Raw genomic sequence first — 16,198 nt, forward strand, 5'->3', positions numbered from 1 at the left:
GACCACCGAGTCCGCGTGGGCCGGTCAGAGGTTGCGCTCGTAGACCATCCGCAGGCCGATCAGCGTGATCATCGGCTCGTGGTGGGTGATGGTGTGACACTCGTTGATCACCAGGGAGGCCAGGCCGCCGGTGGCGATCACCGCCCGCACCTCGCCCAACTCCTCGGTCATCCGCTCGACGATCCGGTCCACCTGACCGGCGAAGCCGAAGTACAGGCCGGCCTGAAGGCACTCCACGGTGTTCTTGCCGATCACCGAGCGAGGCTTGGTGGCCTCGACCTTGCGCAGCTGCGCGGCCCGGGCGGCCAGCGCGTCGAAGGAGATCTCGATGCCCGGGGCGAACGCGCCGCCGAGGAACTCGCCCCGACCGCTGATCACGTCGAAGTTGGTGGTGGTGCCGAAGTCCACCACGATCGACGGCCCGCCGTAGAGGGTGTACGCGGCCAGGGTGTTCACCACCCGGTCGGCGCCCACCTCCTTCGGGTTGTCGATCGCCAACTGCACCCCGGTCCGCACCCCGGGCTCGACGACGACACTCGGCAGGTCGGCGTAGTAACGGCCGAGCATGGTGCGCAGCGACCGCAGCGCGGCCGGCACCGTGGAGCAGGCGGCCACGCCGGTGATCTCGACGTTGTCCCCGGCGAGCAGGCCCCGGAACATCAGGCCCAACTCGTCCGCCGTCGAGCGGGCATCGGTCTTGATCCGCCAGGAGTGCACCAGCTTGTCGCCGTCGAAGGTCGCCAGCACGGTGTTGGTGTTTCCGATGTCGATGCAGAGCAGCACGCACGCAGCCTAGACAACGACCGCGCGGGCAGGTGCGGACCGGCCGGCGGACCGTATCCTTGGAGCATCGCGACATGAACATGGGTCAATCCACGGCGGGGCCGGACGGGGAGCGGACATGTCGGGGACGTGGTGGGTGCGGGGTCGTAACACCCTGCGCCGACGTCGACGACACGTGCTGGTGCTGGTCGCCTTGGCCGGCGGCGCGATCTGGATGATCGTGCAGGCGTGGCGGGCGTCCATTCGGGAGAGCGGCAGCTTCACCGGCGACCTCTACCTCAACATCGGCGCCGCTCTGATCATGACGCTGCTGACCTACGTGGTGCTCAACCCGCTCTTCCGCGAACTCCAGACGGTCAGCATCATCGAACACCCCCGACTGGACCGGGACGCCCTGATCGAACGGGTCGCCCAGTCCCGGGAGATCGTGGCCATCCTGGAAACCTGGACCAGCATGCTGGAGGGCCCGTACGCTGCCCGTTTCGTGGCTGCGCTGCGCTCCGCGCTCGTCAACGGCGCCGCCGTCAAGGTGCTCCTCCTCGACCCGGACTCACCGGCGGTCCGGCTGCGCGGCGAGGAGGTGCGCCGGCGGGACGCCTCGGTCGCCATCCTCAACAACCTGTGGCACTTTGCGCGGCTCAGCGAGGAACTGCCCGAGTCGGCCCGCGCCCGGCTCCAGGTCCGGGTCTACAGCGCCGCGCCCTCCGTGCAGATGTACCGCTGGGACGGCAAGGCGTTCATCTCGTTCTTCCCCGTGCAGGGCAGCACCTTCGACACCCAGCAGATCGAGGCGTTCGTGTCGACCCCGCTGGGCGAGTTCGTCGACGACCGGTTCGCCGAGCTGTGGGACACCGCCCCACTGGAGGACCTGGCGGCCTGCCTCACGCTGCGGCTCTGCCTGCGCCAAGCCGGTCGAGACCTGGAAACCTGCGACGCACTCTACGTCCGCTCCGACGGTGAGTGGTACATCGCCGGCACCGACCTGGTGCGCAACGTGGCCCGGCACGGCCTGGCCGGGCTGACCGTCGTGCTGCAGCGGCCCGAGGCGGCCGGCGAGATCTTCGCCATCGGAGAGGCCGACGAGCTGCCGCCCGAGATCTACAACCGGGTGCTGGAGCTGTTCCGGGCCAAGTACGGCCTGGACGGCCGACAGGACACCGAGAACCGGGTGATCTTCAACCTCACCACCAGTTCGTTGACCACCGTCTGAGACACCGACGCGCGCCGCTACTCGGTGCGCAGGTCCAGCGCGATGTCCAGGATCGGCGAGGAGTGGGTCAACGCGCCCACCGAGAGGAAGTCGACGCCGGTCGCCGCATAGCGGCCCGCGACCTCCAGGGTCAGCCCGCCGGTCGCCTCCAGCTCGGCCCGGTCACCCACCGCAGCCACCGCCTCGGCCAGCAGCTCGGGCGTCATGTTGTCGCAGAGCAGGAAGTCCGCCCCGGCCTCCACCGCTTCCACCGCCTCGTCGACGGTGGTCACCTCGACCTGCACCGGCACCTCCGGGAAAGCCTCCCGGACCCGCCGGTACGCCGCCGTGATGCCCCCGGCCGCCAGCTTGTGGTTGTCCTTGATCATGGCCACGTCGTAGAGGCCCATCCGCTTGTTGGTGCCCCCGCCGGCGCGCACCGCATACTTCTCCAGCGCCCGCAGGCCCGGCGTCGTCTTGCGGGTGTCCAGCACCATCGCCTTCGTGCCGGCCAGGGCGTCGGCCCAGGCGCGGGTGTGGGTGGCCACCCCGGACATCCGGCAGAGCAGGTTGAGCGCCGTCCGCTCGGCCGTGAGCAGCAGCCGGGTCGGGCCGGTCACCGTGGCCAGCACGTCGCCGCGGGCCACCCGCTCGCCGTCGCGGGCCAGCACCGACACCTCGACGGTACGACCGAAGCCCGTCACCTCGCCCACCAGCTCGAACACGGCGGCGGCCACGGCCATCCCGGCCAACACCCCGTCCGCACGGGCCACCAGGTCGGCGGTGTCGGTCTGCTCCGCCGGGATGGTGGCCACGCTGGTGACGTCCAGGAAATCCGGGCCCAGGTCCTCGACCAGCGCACCCTCGATCACCTGTCGTACGTGCGCCGGGTCCAACCCAGCCGCCCGCAACGCCGTCTCCGTCGACTCGATCACGAGTTCCCCTCCCACTGTTGCGTCACCCGGCCCTGCGCCCCGACCGACCCGACCAGGTGGCCCAGCCACCGCTCGTCGGCCGTCGGGAAGTCCTCCCGCCAGTGGCAGCCCCGGGTCTCACCACGGGCGTACGCGGCGGCGACCAACGTCGACGCCACTGTGAGCAGGTTCGTCGCCTCCCAGTCGGCGGTCCGCGGCCGGCCCCGGGCCACGCCCAGCTCGGTCAGCGTCGCGGCCGTCTCCGCCAGCGTCGCCGCGGACCGGAGCACCCCGGCCCCCCGGGTCATCGCCCGTTGCAGGGTGGGCGTCACCTCCGCGGGCAGCACCCAGCCCGTACCACCACGCCAGGCGCCGGTGTCGGCCGGCTGAACCTGCTCGGGCAGGCCGGCCGCGATGTCCTCGGCGATCCGCCGGGAGAAGACCAGACCCTCCAGCAGTGAGTTGCTGGCCAGCCGGTTCGCGCCGTGCACACCCGTGCAGGCCACCTCGCCGCACGCGTACAGGCCCGGGATGGAGGTGCGGCCACGCAGGTCGGTGCGGACACCGCCGGAGGCGTAGTGGGCGGCCGGTGCCACCGGGATCAGGTCGGTCGCCGGGTCCACGCCGATCGCCAGGCAGGACGCCACGATGGTGGGGAACCGCCCGGCCAGGAAGTCCCCGCCCAGGTGCCGCGCGTCGAGGAAGACGTGGTCCGCCCCGGAGGCCAGCAGCACCCGGTGGATGCCCTTGGCCACCACGTCCCTGGGGGCCAGCTCGGCCAGCTCGTGCTGACCCACCATGAACCGCTTGCCGTCCGCGTCCACCAGGTACGCGCCCTCGCCACGCAGCGCCTCGGAGACCAGCGGCTGCTGTGCGTGCCCAGCACCGGGCACCCCCGCGCCGGGCGGGGTGATCAGGGCGGTCGGGTGGAACTGGACGAACTCCACGTCGGTCACCGCCGCCCCGGCCCGCATGGCCAGCGCCACCCCGTCCCCAGTGGAGACCGCCGGGTTGGTGGTGGCCGAGAAGATCTGCCCCATGCCGCCGGTGGCGAGCACCACCGCGCGGGCCAGCAGCGCGCCGACGCCGTCCTCGCTGCCCTCGCCGAGCACGTGCAGGGTGATCCCGCAGGCCGGGCCGAGCCCGTCCGGGCCGTCGCCCGGGGCTCGCAGCAGGTCCAGCACCAGGGCGTGCTCGAACAGCCGGATCCACGGGTCGCGTTGCACGGCGGCGTGCAGGGCCCGCTGCACCTCGGCGCCGGTGGCGTCCCCGCCCGCGTGCACGATCCGGTCCGCCCGGTGGCCGCCCTCACGGGTCAGCATCAGCGAGCCATCGGGGTGGCGATCGAACTCGGCGCCGATCCGGATCAGTTCCCGCAGCCGGGTCGGGCCCTCGTCGACCAGCACCCCGACCGCCGCCGGGTCGCAGAGACCGACTCCCGCGATCTCGGTGTCCCGGGCATGGGCCGCCGGGGTGTCCGTCGGGTCGAGCACGGCGGCGATGCCGCCCTGCGCCCACCTGGTCGAGCCGTCATCGATGTTGACCTTGGTGACCACCGTGACGTGCAGACCCGCCTCACGCAGGTGCAACGCCGCGGTCAAGCCGGCCACCCCGGAGCCCACCACGATGACATCGGTGGTCTCGACCCAGCCGGGCGCGGGCGCGGCCAGTAACGCGGGCAGGGCCGGCAGGTCGACGGTCGGAACGTCCATCCTCCCAGTCAACCCGAACGGTCCTCGCTCGGGGCGGCGGGGGCGGGACGAGTGTTTTCGGCTACCCCGTCCGGCGCCGTCCGCGGCGCGTCAAGCCGGGGCCCTGCGGTCACTTCGTCCGGACCGGAAGGCCGGCCGGGCCCGCGCCCTTCAGCGAGGCGGTCACCGTACGGTCGCTGAGCCACAGGTAGCAGCGGACGCCCCGGTCACCGACCCGCCAACGCCCCGCACCCGGCGGACGGACCACCACGCCGCTGCGGAAGCTCAGGTCGGCGTCGTCCGGCACGCCCACGTACCGGCCGAGGACGCTGCGACAGCCGTCGTACAGCGGGGACCAGTCGCTGTCCCTGGTCGGGTACGCCGTGTCCGGCGCGCGCCACACCCCGACGAACTCGGCGTCGTGCTGCTTGCCGCACTCCACCGGCGCCAGGGTCTGCACCCGGCTGGCGGTGCGGCCGGTCTGCTGGCACCCCAGCCGCAGCCCCGAGGCCCCCTTCAACGTGTCCCGCAGGCTGCCCGACCGGACGACCACGCTGGGCGCCGCCTCCACGGTGGTCAGCTCCATCAAATCGCACCGGAACCAGCGCGAGCCAGCCGCCCAGCCCGGCCCGGAGGGCAACGCCACGGACAGCCGGAGCCGACCAACCCGCCATTCGTCGCCCACGTAGCCGGTCGCTCGGGTGTCGCACTCGGCGAACGCGCCCCGCAGCTCGGCCGAGCCACCTGCCGGGGCACTCGCCCGCTCGACGGGGAACGCACCCACGTGCACGGTCTCCACCCGGTGCGGGCCGGCGCAGTCCACCGGCTCATAGGCGGCGAGGGTGACCACCTCGGTGAAATCGGCGACCTGACACACACCGGCGGCCGGGGTGAACGCCGCCGGTGGCGGCAGGGCCGCCCAGTCGTCGGTCAGATCACCATCCAGGCCGCCGGAGCCGGCACAGCCGACCAGCAACGTTGCCGTCACGGCAGCGGCAAACAGAGTCGTCATGGCACTGCGCATATAGCGGCCTCCCCCAGCCACCCGCCGGCTTACGCCAGCGCGCCCAGGGTAACCGCAAATGACCTTCTGGTGACAGAGCGGAATCGGGCCGCTCGGAGTCAGACGGCGGACACCGCCAACGGGCTGGGCACCGGGTCACCGGCCATGCCGGGTGCCACGCCGGCCGGGTCCGCACCCAACTCGATCACCCGGTTGTCGGCGTCCACGTGCACCACCCGTGGCCGGTACGACCGGGCCTCGGCGTCGTCCATCTGCCCGTACGAGATCAGGATGACCAGGTCACCGGGGTGCACCAGGTGCGCGGCCGCACCGTTGATGCCGATCACGCCGCTACCCCGCTCACCCGGGATCACGTACGTCTCCAGTCGGGCACCGTTGGTGATGTCCACGATCGCCACCTGCTCGCCGGGGAGCAGGTCGGCGGCGTCGAGCAGATCCTCGTCCACCGTCACGGAACCGACGTAGTGCAGATCGGCCTGGGTCACGGTGGCTCGGTGGATCTTCGACTTGAGCATGGTCCGGAACATCGGGGTGGCCTTTCGCGGATTGGTGGAGGGTGGCGGCCGGGTCAGGGACGCGGAGCGAGGTGGATGGCCACGTTGTCGATCAACCGGGTGGCGCCCACCCAGGCGGCGATCACCAGCCGGGCCGGCCCGGAAACCGGCCCCGGCTCCAGCTCTGGGTCGGTGAGCACCAGGTAGTCGAGGCGGGCGCCGGGCGTACCGGCTCCGAACGCGGCGTGCGCGGCGGTCAGCACCGCCCCCGCGTCGCGGCCGTCGTCGGCGGCCCGCGCACCGGCCCGCAGCGCGGCGGACAGGCTCAGCGCTGCGGCCCGCTCCGACTCGCTCAGGTAGCGGTTGCGGCTCGACAACGCCAACCCGTCCGACTCCCGGACGGTCGGCACGCCGACCACCTCGACTGGCACGTCCAGGTCCCGGGTCATCCGCCGGACCAGGGTCAGTTGCTGGTAGTCCTTCTCGCCGAAGAACGCCAGGTCCGGCCGGGTGAGCTGGAGCAGCTTCAACACCACGGTGAGTACGCCGTGGAAGAAGCCGGGACGACTCGCGCCCTCCAGCTCCGCGCCGAGCGGGCCCGGGTCGAGGCGTACGCGGGGCTGGCCGTCCGGATACATGTCGGCGACCGACGGGGCGAAGACCAGGTCGGCGCCCGCCCGGCGGCACACCTCCAGGTCCGCGTCGAGGGTGCGCGGGTAGCGGTCGAAGTCCTCGTTCGGCCCGAACTGCAACGGGTTCACGAAGATCGTCACCAGCACGTGGTCGGCCTGTTCCCGGGCCGCGCGCAGCAACGTCTCGTGCCCGGAGTGCAGAGCGCCCATGGTCATCACCACCCCGACCGTGCCCTTCAGCGCGGCCCGAGCCTCGGCCAACTCGGCGCGCGTGTGCACGAGTTGCGTCATCGCCACACCTCGGTTCGCGACTGCGGGGCTCGCAAGATCGGCTCACTCCTCGCGCTCACGCGGCCACCTCCCTACCGTTGTCGGCCAGCACGCCGAGCAGCGACTGCGCGTCCACCGGCCGGAGCCGGCCGGCGGCGATCGCCCGGTCGGCGGTACGTCGGGCCAACGCCAGGTACGCGGGGACGGATTCCGGCGCGGTGGAGGCCAACCGGGCCAGGTGCCGCGCAACGGTGCCCGCGTCGCCCCGGGAGACCGGGCCGGTCAGGGCGTCGTCGCCGAGCCGCAGGGCGTTCTCCAGGGCGGCGCGCAGCAGCGGGGCCAGCACCTTCTCCGGCCGGTCCACCCCGGCGTCGCGCAGCCGGTCGGCCGCCTCGTTCACCAGGGTCACCAGGTGGTTCGCGCCGTGGGCCAGCGCGGCGTGGTACAGCGGGCGGTCCGACTCGGCCACCCACTCGGGCACGCCACCCAGGTCGGCGACCAGCCGGGCGGCCAGTGGACGCAGCTCGGCCGGGGCGGTCACCCCGTACGAAATGCCGGCCAGTCGGGTCAGGTCGTCCGGCGTACCGGTGAAGGTCATCGCGGGGTGCAGGGCCAGCGGCCGGGCACCGACCTCGGCGGCCGGCGCCAGCACGGCGAGGCCGTGCGCGCCGGAGGTGTGCGCGACCACCTGGCCGGGGCGCAGCGCACCCCGGTCGGCGAGGTCGGCCACCACACCGGCCAGGGCATCGTCGGGCACCGCGATCAGCAGCAGGTCGGCGGCGGCGTGGGCCACGGCGGCGGCCGGGCGGCGCGGCACCTCGGGCAGCAGCAGCGCCAACCGGGCGCGGCTGGCGCTGGAGTCGCCGGCGACGGCGACCACCCGATGCCCGGCGGCGGTGAGTGCGGCGCCCAGCACGGCTCCGACGCGGCCGGCACCGATGACACCGACGGTCAGCAGACGGGGGGCGACAGGGGCGCCGGGAACGGCGCGATCCCGCGATGCGGCGGGCCCGTGAGGGGCGGCCGGACGCGGGCGCAGCGGTGCGCTCATGACGATGATCCAGTCCTCGAGAAGGGGTACCGGTCGATCGCAAGTATGCGCCCGCCCCGCCGAACCAGGACAAGCATGTGTGAAAACCTTCACCACCGAAACAAGGGTCCCCTGCCGACCCATCCGATTGCACAGGAGACCCCTACTAACAGGCGGAATGTCACCGTTTGGGGCCTCCGGGGTGTTCCGTCCATGTCGTAACCACTGACCGTAGGGTCGGCACCGTGACCCACGCTCAACCAGAGGTGATGTTCTGATGTCGATCCGGTGGCGGGACGCGATGAGCCGAGCCCTCTACGGTCCGAGCGGCTTCTTCGTCGCCGGCACCGGACCGGCCGACCACTTCCGGACCAGCGTGCACGCCTCCCCCGCCTTCGCCACGGCGCTGCTGCGGCTGATCTACGACGTCGACGCTGCTCTCGGGCACCCGTCCCGGCTCGATGTGGTCGACGTGGGAGCTGGGCGCGGGGAGCTGCTCCGCACTCTGCTGCTGACTGTGGGAGACGCCGCCGGGCTCGCGGTCGGGGTTTCCGGGGAGCCCACCCGCTCCGGGCGGTCAGGCTTGATCCCTACGCGGGCGGGCTCCCCGGAAACCCTGACTCCCGCGGCCTCCGCCCGTTCCTTACGGGACGAGCCGTCGTCCGGCACGGCTCGACCGTCGCTTGCGGAACGCGTGTGCTTCACAGCAGTCGAGTACGCGAGCCGCCCCGAGAACCTGCCCGAAGAGATCACCTGGGTGTCTGAGGTCCCCGCCGAGATCAACGGGGTGTTGCTGGCGACCGAGTGGTTGGACAACGTCCCACTCGACGTGGCGGTGCACACCGCCGACGGCTGGCGATACGTGCTGGTTGACCCCGAAAGCGGCGCGGAAGAGATCGGCGAGCGGGTGAGCCCCGCCGATCTCGACTGGCTCACCACCTGGTGGCCCAGCCCCACAAGCCCGCAGAGTGCTGCCAGTGAGCCGGATCTGGGGTTGACCTGGCCGGACGCGGCCAGCGCAAGCGAGTCGGGTTTCCGGGCAGCCCGGCCGGCGCAGGGATCAAGCCTGACCGCCCGGAGCCGGCCGGGCTGCGCGGAAACCCCCCACAGTGACTACCTACGAGCCGAGATCGGCCGCAGCAGAGATGAAGCGTGGGCCAACGCGGTACGACAGATCAGCCGAGGGCTCGCGGTGGCCGTGGACTACGGGCACCTGAGAGGCGACCGGCCTGTCGACGGGACGTTGACCGGGTATCGGGGTGGGCGGCAGGTGCCTCCGGTGCCGGACGGGTCGAGTGATGTGACAGCGCACGTGGCCATGGACTCGGTCGCCTCCGCTGGTTCTCAGGTCGCCCGGTGCGCGTACTCCCTGGTTCTTCAGCGGGAGGCGCTGCGGGCGCTCGGGGCCGACGGCGGCCGACCGCCGCTCAGCCTGGCCGGCACCGACCCGGCCGGGTATGTGCGGGCGTTGGCCGCGGCGTCGGCGGTGGCCGAGCTGACCGACCCGGCCGGGCTCGGCGGGCACTGGTGGCTGCGCCAACCGGTCGGCATCCCGCACGAGCCGGCCGTGGCACGATGACGGGCATGACCACCGACGCCGGGGACCTTCGTGAACTGACCGTCGGCACCGGGGCCGGGCTGGTCGCCGGCACCGGCGACCAGCAGCTCGGCACCGACATGGTGTTGAACATCGGCCCGCAGCACCCGTCCACGCACGGTGTGCTGCGGCTGAAGCTGGTGCTCGACGGCGAGCGGGTGGTCGCCTGCGAACCGATCATCGGTTACATGCACCGGGGCGCTGAGAAGCTGTTCGAGGTGCGTGACTACCGGCAGATCATCGTGCTGGCCAACCGGCACGACTGGCTCTCGGCGTTCTCCAACGAGCTTGGTGTGGTGCTCGCTGTGGAACGCCTGATGGGCATGGAGGTGCCGGAGCGGGCCACCTGGCTGCGGATGGCCCTCGCGGAGCTGAACCGGGTGCTCAACCACCTGATGTTCCTCGGTTCGTACCCGTTGGAGATCGGGGCGATCACGCCGATCTTCTACGCCTTCCGGGAGCGGGAGACGATCCAGGCGGTGATGGAGGAGGTCTCCGGCGGCCGGATCCACTACATGTTCAACCGGGTGGGCGGCCTCAAGGAAGAGGTGCCGTACGGCTGGACCGGTCGGGCCCGCGCGGCGATCGGTGAGGTACGTCGGCGGCTGCCCGATCTGGACCACCTGATCCGGCGCAACGAGATCTTCCTGGCCCGGACGGTGGGCGTGGGCGTGCTGTCCGCCGCGGATGCCGCCGCGTTCGGGGCGTCCGGGCCGGTGGCCCGCGCCTCCGGGCTCGACCTGGACCTGCGCCGCGACGACCCCTACCTGGCGTACGACGAGTTGGACGTGCCGGTGGTCACCCGCACCGCCGGCGACTGCCACGCTCGCTTCGAGGTGCTGCTGGACCAGGTGTACGCATCGCTCGACCTCGCCGAGCAGTGCCTGAACCGGGTGGACCAGCTGACCGGGCCGATCAACACCCGGCTACCGAAGGTGCTCAAGGCGCCGGAGGGGCACACGTACGCCTGGACGGAGAACCCACTCGGCATCAACGGCTACTACCTGGTGTCCCGGGGTGAGAAGACGCCGTGGCGGTTGAAGTTGCGCACCGCCTCGTACGCGAACGTGCAGGCGCTGGCGACTCTGCTCCCCGGCTGCCTGGTGCCGGATCTGATCGCGATCCTCGGCTCGATGTTCTTCGTGGTCGGCGACATCGACAAGTGAGCCGGGCGGCCTGACCGGTCAGCGCCAGCGGTCGCCGGGCGGGGTGCCACCGGCACGCGGTACGTCGTCCTGCGGCGGGTAGCCGTAGCGCTCGTCGACCCGGCGCCGACCGGCCCGTTCCGGGGCGGGTTCGGCCTGGTGGCCGCGCTGGCGCGGTGGACGCCACTCGTCCGGCACCGGGACGCCACCCGTCGGCAGCGCCGGCCGGTCCGTCGGCTCGGCCCGGTGGTACGACTCGCGCTCCTCGTGCCGGCGCGGCTCGTCATAGCGGTGCGCATCCTCGTGCCGGCGCGGCTCGTCGTAGCGGCGCGGCTCCTCGTGTTGACGCGGCTCGTCGTAACGGCGCGGCTCGTCGTAACGGCGCGGGTCCTCGTGCCGGCGCGGCTCGTCATGGCGGCGCGGTTCCTCGTGGCGGACCTCGGCCCAGCGGTCGGCCACCCGGTATTCGGTGCCGGTGGCGTCGGCGTGCACCTCGGCCCGGCGCTCGCCGACCCGCAGCTCACGGCCGTTCTCGTCGTCGCGGACGGCGGCCCACCGGTCGCCGGCCCGCAACTGCGACCAGTACTCGCCGGTGTCGTCGGCTCGCAGAGGTGGCCCGGGCTGCGGTGCGGCGCCCGCCCGATCGCGCTGCTCGGACCAGCCACGATCGTCCGGGTCGTCCCAGGAGGGCGCGTCGGGACTCTCCGGCGTGCGGTGCGACCGCGCCGCCGGGGTGGGCTCGTCGGGCTGGGCGTACGCGTCGCGCCGATCGGTCCACTCCTGCGCTGGCGGGGTCCACTGGCCCGCGTATCCACCGCCGTAACGCCCAGCCGGCTCGGCCGGCCCGCCATCCACCACCGTGTGCCTTGTAGTGACGTGCACGGTTTCGGTGTGCCGGACCACGCCCGGCCGGTGCCCCGGTTCGGGGCGGTCGTGCTCCCGGGGGCGGGCTGAGCCGTACGCGGCGGCGGCCGGCCGTTCCGCGCCGTACATCCCGGAGGCGGCCGGCGGCGTCGCGGCCTCCCGTGGGTACGCCGGCTCGTCGTCCTCCCTGTGCTCGGAGCGAGCCCGCCGGGGTGCGTCGGCCGGGCCCGCGACCCGGGCGCGGCCCGCGGACGCCTCACCCGGTGCCTGGACCCGGCTGCGGGCCACCGGCACGTCGTCCACTGGTGGCTCGACGGCTGGCACTCGTGCCCGCCCGGCGCCGGCCGGCTCGGCGGCGGGGGCGGCGCCGGCGAGGGCGGCACCGCTGGCGTCGAGACGGCGGCGGACCGCGACGATCCCCTCCTGGGCACGTTGCGCCTGGTCGAGTGCCTGGTTGCCGCGTTGCGCGGCGGCCACGATCTCGGCGCGCAACTCCCGCCGGAGTTCCTCGATCTCATCCAGCAGCTCGTCGGCTCGTGCCGAGGCGCCCTCCGTGTCGGGACGCAACGCGATGGAGAGACCGATCAGCACCACCGCGAGGATCGCGAGCACCGCGGCGAAGCGCAGCGGGCCGTTGCCGTCGGCGACCAGCAGGATCAGGGCCGCCACCGGCGCCAGAGCGACGCCCGCCCAGAAGAGCATGGTCAACAGCGGGGGCTGACGTCGGGCGTCAGAGGTGGCCGGGGCTGGCATGGATGTGCAGCCTACCGAGGAGATTCGCCGGAGGGAACGGGGTCCCCGGACGCACGGACGCCCCCGCCCGGGTCGGGGCGGGGGCGTCCTCAGCGCCTGGGGGAGAGGTCAGCTCGTGGCGAAGGCGCCGTCCGAGGAGAAGATCAGGCCCACGCTGATCGAACCGTCGCGCAGGCCGCTCTTGGTCAGCGGTCCGCCCTGGTCCAGCGAGGAGAACTTGCCCACCGACAGCCCGTAGGTCTTCTCCAGACCCGGCTTGCAGAACGGACGCTGCTCGCACTCCGGCGGGCCACCCAGCACGGTCGCGCTGCCGGAGCACTTCGCGGCCAACTCGGACAGGGTCCGAACGCCGTACTTGTCGGCGAAGGCCTGGGTCACCGCGAAGGCGTTCTGGTCCTGAGCGGCGGCCGGGGTGCCGAAGGTGAGGCCGGCCTTGTCGCCCTCGGTCTTCAGCGCGGTCACCGTCGTGTTGATGTCGGGCGAGGAGATCGGCTGGGCGTTGGCGCCGTTGGCCTTGGTGTTGAGGAACTCGGCCATGGTCGCCGCGTACTCCGGGACGACCTGGATCTCGCCCTTCTCCAGCGCCGGCGCGTACAGCTCACGGTTGCCGATCTGCTGCACCTTGACCTGGTAGCCCGCGGCGGTGAGCGCGATCCGGTACAGCTCGCCCAGGATCTGACTTTCGGCGAAGTTGCCGGCACCCACCGTGATGTCGCCGCCCGGGCCCTTGGCGATGCCCGCGGTGAGGTTGTTGGCGCTGGCGAACTCCTCGGCCGCCACCTTGGGGGTCTTGCGGTCCTCGTTGACGGCCTTGTTGAGCTGGATCAACTTCGGGGTGTCGAGCGTGGTGGAGACCTTGTCCAGTGCGGCGATCAGCTGCGGGTTGGCCGCCTTGCTGTTGACCGCGGGAATGACGTTGTCGGAGTTCTGGAGCTTCTTGTCGTCCTGCAGAGCGATGAGCTGCTGACCGGCGACCGGGGCGCACCCGGCGCCGGAGGCGCTCGTCTGGGGTGCGTCGGTGCCGGACGAGCCGGCGCCACCGCATCCGGTGAGGAGTGCTGCCCCGGCGACGACGCCGACAGCACCGATCGCCAGACGTGAACCTGCGCGCATGTGCCCGCCTTCCGTGTCCCGGCGCGGCCCGTTCCAGGCCGGCCGCGTGTCCGACGGGCGATCCTGACTGTCGGTCGCCCGCGAATGTCCACCCAACATGCTCCGGAACCGACCGACAACCTGAGGTGGACTTCGTCACCGCATCGTCACCGATCGGATGGATGCGGGTCGTCGGCTCGACGCAGGGCTCACCCGGACGGGTCAGGCGTTCCCGGTGGCGTCGGCGGGCCGGGGCCGTCCGAGGCGCTGCCGGCCGCGCCGCAGTGGCCGAGGGGTGACCAGTCGTTCGACGCCGCCGAGGACCACCTCGGCCAGCAGCGCGAGCCCGGCCACCAGCACACCGCCGGCGACGATCTGACCCCCGCCGACCGCGACACCCAGGCCGAACCCGGTGCGGATGATCTGGCCGAGGCCACCGCCGTTGACGAACGAGGCCAGCGCCGCAGTCGCGATCACCTGGACCGCCGCGGTCCGGAAACCGGCCGCCAGGTAGGGCACCGCGAGCGGCAACTCGACCCGGCGCAGCAGCTGCCCGCCGGACAGGCCCATCCCCCGGGCCGCGTCGCGAGCCTCCGGGTCCACCTGCCGCACCCCGGTGTACGCGTTGGCCAGCAGCGGTGGCACGGCGAAGACGGCCAACGCCACCACGACCGGCGTACGCCCGAAGCCGCTGGCGAAGACCACCGGCAGGATGGTCAACAGTGCCAGGGTGGGGATGGCCAGGGTGGCGTTGGACACCAGCACCACAAGGCCACCGCCCCGGCCGAGGTGCCCCAGCCAGAGCCCGACCGGCCAGGCCACCAGGCAGCCGAGCGCCACCGCCATCGCCGAGATCGTCAGGTGCTCACCGAGGCGGTCCAGCATGCCGCCGGGGTTGGTCCAGTTGAGTGGGTCGTTGATCCAGACGATCGCCTGGCCGATCGGGTTGTCCGCGACGCTCACCGTGCCCTCCGGGCGGACCAGGGGGTCACCAGCCGGGCGACCAGGACGAGCAGCAGGTCGAGCACGACCGCGAGCGCCACGCAGAGCAGCGCGGCGGTCATGATCTCAGCCTTGTAGAGGTTGTTCTGGAAACCCGCAAAGATCAACTGCCCGAGACCGCCGTGCCCGACCAGCACCCCGACTGTGACCAACGCCACGGTCGAGACGGTCGCCAACCGTACGCCGGTGACGATCCCCGGCAGCGCCAACGGCAGATCGATCCGGAACAGCCGCCCCCACCGGCCGTAGCCCATGCCCTCGGCGGCCTCGCCGACTTCCGGAGGCACCTGGTTGAGCCCGGCCACCACGTTGCGCACGATCAGCAGCAACGCGTAGAGGACCAGCCCGACCAGCACCGTGGTCGTCCCGGTGCCCAGGTAGGGGGCGATGAACGCGAAGAGCGCCAGCGACGGGATGGTGTAGACGACCCCGCTGACGGCGAGGATCGGGCCGGCGAGCGGGCGGAACCAGTACGCCAGAACGGACAACGGCAGGGCGATCAACACCGCGAACAGCACCGCTCGCCCGGTGAGGGAGGCGTGTTCGCGCACCGCGGCGAGGATCGTGTCAGAGTTGTCCCGCACGTACTGCCAGGAGAACCAGGGGTTACCCGGGTCGGCCCGGTAGCTCAGGCGGAAGGACATACGTGGACGTTACCCCGGAGGCCGCCGACGTGGCCGAATCCCCTCGCGCGGCGCCGATCCGCCTACAGGGCATCCAGAAGCGCTACCCGAACGGCACCGAGGCCGTCCGGGACCTCAGCCTGGACGTCCGGGCCGGCGAGCTGGTGGTGCTGATCGGCCCCTCCGGCTGCGGCAAGTCGACAGTGCTGCGCATGATCAATCGCCTGATCGAGCCGACCGCCGGCCGGATCCTGCTGGGCGACGAGGACGTCACCGACGTCGACCCGGTCCGACTGCGCCGCCGAATCGGTTACGTGATCCAGAACGTCGGCCTCTTTCCACACCAGACGGTCCGGGCCAACGTGGCCACAGTGCCGGGCCTGCTGCGATGGCCCAAGGACCAGACCCGGGCACGGGTCGACGAGTTGCTCGACCTCGTCGGGCTGGACCCGGCCGAGTTCGGCGGTCGCTACCCGCACGAGCTGTCCGGCGGCCAGCGGCAGCGGGTCGGGGTGGCGCGGGCACTCGCCGCCGACCCGGTGGTGCTGCTGATGGACGAGCCGTTCTCGGCCGTCGACCCGATCGTGCGGGCGCGCCTCCAGGAGGAGTTCCTCCGCCTCCAGGCCGAGGTCCGCAAGACGATCGTGCTGGTCACCCACGACCTCGACGAGGCCGTCCGGCTCGGCGACCGGATCGCGGTGCTCTCCGAGGGCGGGCATCTGGAGCAGTACGACACGCCTGCCGCGTTGCTCGGCGCACCCGCCACCCCGTTCGTGCGTGAGTTCGTCGGCGCCGACCGGGGCATCCGCCGGCTGGCGGTCACTCCACTGGACCGGGAGTCGCTCGAACCCGTACCCGGGGACGCCGCGGCGGACCTGCCGACCGTCGCGCTGGACGGCTCCGCGTACGACGCGCTGGCCGTGCTGCTCACCTCGGGACGGGACCAACTCGTGGTGACCGACGGCGGCCGGCCGGTGGGCACGCTCAGCCGACAGCGGCTGCTCGACCTCGGCCGCCCGGCACACTGACCCGAGGACGACCGGGCTGCCGCAGTCGGCGGCCCGGTCCCGCTGCCGGAGGCGGTCACGTCCAGGT

Annotated in this window: 15 protein-coding genes; 4 read left to right on the plus strand and 11 right to left on the minus strand. The window is 72.4% G+C overall.

Features of this window, described 5'->3' with window-relative positions:
• Positions 1–24: 24 nt before the first annotated feature.
• Positions 25–783: a type III pantothenate kinase gene (locus tag KBX46_RS05425; protein ID WP_088950515.1), complete on the minus strand. Its 759-nt coding sequence runs from the start codon at positions 781–783 to the stop codon at positions 25–27.
• Positions 784–901: 118 nt separating this feature from the next.
• Here KBX46_RS05425 and KBX46_RS05430 point away from each other — a divergent pair, with 118 nt between their 5' ends.
• Positions 902–1,993 (plus strand): hypothetical protein, encoded by a 1,092-nt coding sequence (locus tag KBX46_RS05430; RefSeq protein WP_141911562.1) that lies wholly within the window; start codon positions 902–904, stop codon positions 1,991–1,993.
• A 17-nt stretch (positions 1,994–2,010) separates the two neighbouring features.
• On the opposite strand, the gene nadC is transcribed toward KBX46_RS05430, so the two are convergent.
• From nadC to KBX46_RS05460, 6 genes are all read right to left on the minus strand, one after another.
• Positions 2,011–2,907 carry a carboxylating nicotinate-nucleotide diphosphorylase gene (gene nadC / locus KBX46_RS05435; protein ID WP_088950517.1) on the minus strand — a complete coding sequence of 299 codons (897 nt, stop codon included), beginning with the start codon at positions 2,905–2,907 and terminating at the stop codon, positions 2,011–2,013.
• A complete protein-coding gene (locus KBX46_RS05440; RefSeq protein WP_210791298.1) occupies positions 2,904–4,598 on the minus strand; it encodes an L-aspartate oxidase in 1,695 nt (564 codons plus the stop codon). Before KBX46_RS05440 ends, nadC begins: the two co-directional genes overlap by 4 nt.
• Positions 4,599–4,707: 109 nt before the next feature.
• Positions 4,708–5,601 carry a septum formation family protein gene (locus KBX46_RS05445; protein WP_210791301.1) on the minus strand — a complete coding sequence of 298 codons (894 nt, stop codon included), beginning with the start codon at positions 5,599–5,601 and terminating at the stop codon, positions 4,708–4,710.
• A 98-nt stretch (positions 5,602–5,699) separates the two neighbouring features.
• Complete coding sequence (panD, locus tag KBX46_RS05450) at positions 5,700–6,128, minus strand: aspartate 1-decarboxylase (protein WP_088950520.1); 429 nt, start codon at positions 6,126–6,128, stop codon at positions 5,700–5,702.
• Between the two features lie 41 nt (positions 6,129–6,169).
• Positions 6,170–7,018 carry a pantoate--beta-alanine ligase gene (gene panC, locus KBX46_RS05455; protein WP_210791303.1) on the minus strand — a complete coding sequence of 283 codons (849 nt, stop codon included), beginning with the start codon at positions 7,016–7,018 and terminating at the stop codon, positions 6,170–6,172.
• A 55-nt stretch (positions 7,019–7,073) separates the two neighbouring features.
• Positions 7,074–8,048, minus strand: a complete 975-nt coding sequence (locus KBX46_RS05460) for a Rossmann-like and DUF2520 domain-containing protein (RefSeq protein ID WP_210791305.1) — start codon at positions 8,046–8,048, stop codon at positions 7,074–7,076.
• A gap of 256 nt (positions 8,049–8,304) precedes the next feature.
• Between KBX46_RS05460 and KBX46_RS05470 the strand changes: the two genes are divergently transcribed.
• On the plus strand, positions 8,305–9,606 hold the full coding sequence (locus tag KBX46_RS05470; protein WP_247666977.1) for an SAM-dependent methyltransferase: 1,302 nt from the start codon (positions 8,305–8,307) through the stop codon (positions 9,604–9,606).
• The gene (locus KBX46_RS05475) at positions 9,603–10,790 is read left to right on the plus strand and encodes an NADH-quinone oxidoreductase subunit D (protein ID WP_172862124.1); all 1,188 of its coding nucleotides are present in this window, start codon (positions 9,603–9,605) and stop codon (positions 10,788–10,790) included. The genes KBX46_RS05470 and KBX46_RS05475 overlap by 4 nt, the downstream gene beginning before the upstream one ends.
• 18 nt (positions 10,791–10,808) lie before the next feature.
• On the opposite strand, the gene KBX46_RS05480 is transcribed toward KBX46_RS05475, so the two are convergent.
• From KBX46_RS05480 to KBX46_RS05495, 4 genes are all read right to left on the minus strand, one after another.
• Positions 10,809–12,386, minus strand: coding sequence for a hypothetical protein (locus KBX46_RS05480; protein ID WP_210791307.1), 1,578 nt, complete (start codon positions 12,384–12,386; stop codon positions 10,809–10,811).
• A 108-nt stretch (positions 12,387–12,494) separates the two neighbouring features.
• The gene (locus KBX46_RS05485; protein ID WP_141911575.1) at positions 12,495–13,499 is read right to left on the minus strand and encodes a glycine betaine ABC transporter substrate-binding protein; all 1,005 of its coding nucleotides are present in this window, start codon (positions 13,497–13,499) and stop codon (positions 12,495–12,497) included.
• 201 nt (positions 13,500–13,700) lie between these two features.
• Entirely contained in the window at positions 13,701–14,441 is a 741-nt protein-coding gene (locus tag KBX46_RS05490; RefSeq protein ID WP_088950526.1) for an ABC transporter permease, read from the minus strand.
• Positions 14,438–15,124: an ABC transporter permease gene (locus tag KBX46_RS05495; protein ID WP_099849114.1), complete on the minus strand. Its 687-nt coding sequence runs from the start codon at positions 15,122–15,124 to the stop codon at positions 14,438–14,440. The genes KBX46_RS05490 and KBX46_RS05495 overlap by 4 nt, the downstream gene beginning before the upstream one ends.
• Positions 15,125–15,126: 2 nt before the next feature.
• Between KBX46_RS05495 and KBX46_RS05500 the strand changes: the two genes are divergently transcribed.
• Entirely contained in the window at positions 15,127–16,131 is a 1,005-nt protein-coding gene (locus KBX46_RS05500; RefSeq protein ID WP_210791309.1) for an ABC transporter ATP-binding protein, read from the plus strand.
• The last annotated feature ends 67 nt before the right edge of the window (positions 16,132–16,198 follow it).

Origin of the sequence: Micromonospora sp. C81 (assembly GCF_018070425.1) — a bacterium.
In the GTDB taxonomy this organism is placed as follows: Bacteria; Actinomycetota; Actinomycetes; order Mycobacteriales; family Micromonosporaceae; genus Micromonospora; species Micromonospora zamorensis.

Excerpts from the sequence above, each read along its gene's own strand:
- KBX46_RS05430 (WP_141911562.1), top strand. The coding sequence starts at position 902 with ATGTCGGGGACGTGGTGGGTGCGGGGTCGTAACACCCTGCGCCGACGT.
- KBX46_RS05470 (WP_247666977.1), top strand. The coding sequence starts at position 8,305 with ATGTCGATCCGGTGGCGGGACGCGATGAGCCGAGCCCTCTACGGTCCG.
- KBX46_RS05460 (WP_210791305.1), bottom strand. The coding sequence starts at position 8,048 with ATGAGCGCACCGCTGCGCCCGCGTCCGGCCGCCCCTCACGGGCCCGCC.
- panD (WP_088950520.1), bottom strand. The coding sequence starts at position 6,128 with ATGTTCCGGACCATGCTCAAGTCGAAGATCCACCGAGCCACCGTGACC.
- KBX46_RS05480 (WP_210791307.1), bottom strand. The coding sequence starts at position 12,386 with ATGCCAGCCCCGGCCACCTCTGACGCCCGACGTCAGCCCCCGCTGTTG.
- KBX46_RS05495 (WP_099849114.1), bottom strand. The coding sequence starts at position 15,124 with ATGTCCTTCCGCCTGAGCTACCGGGCCGACCCGGGTAACCCCTGGTTC.
- KBX46_RS05440 (WP_210791298.1), bottom strand. The coding sequence starts at position 4,598 with ATGGACGTTCCGACCGTCGACCTGCCGGCCCTGCCCGCGTTACTGGCC.
- KBX46_RS05445 (WP_210791301.1), bottom strand. The coding sequence starts at position 5,601 with ATGCGCAGTGCCATGACGACTCTGTTTGCCGCTGCCGTGACGGCAACG.
- KBX46_RS05485 (WP_141911575.1), bottom strand. The coding sequence starts at position 13,499 with ATGCGCGCAGGTTCACGTCTGGCGATCGGTGCTGTCGGCGTCGTCGCC.
- panC (WP_210791303.1), bottom strand. The coding sequence starts at position 7,018 with ATGACGCAACTCGTGCACACGCGCGCCGAGTTGGCCGAGGCTCGGGCC.
- KBX46_RS05475 (WP_172862124.1), top strand. The coding sequence starts at position 9,603 with ATGACGGGCATGACCACCGACGCCGGGGACCTTCGTGAACTGACCGTC.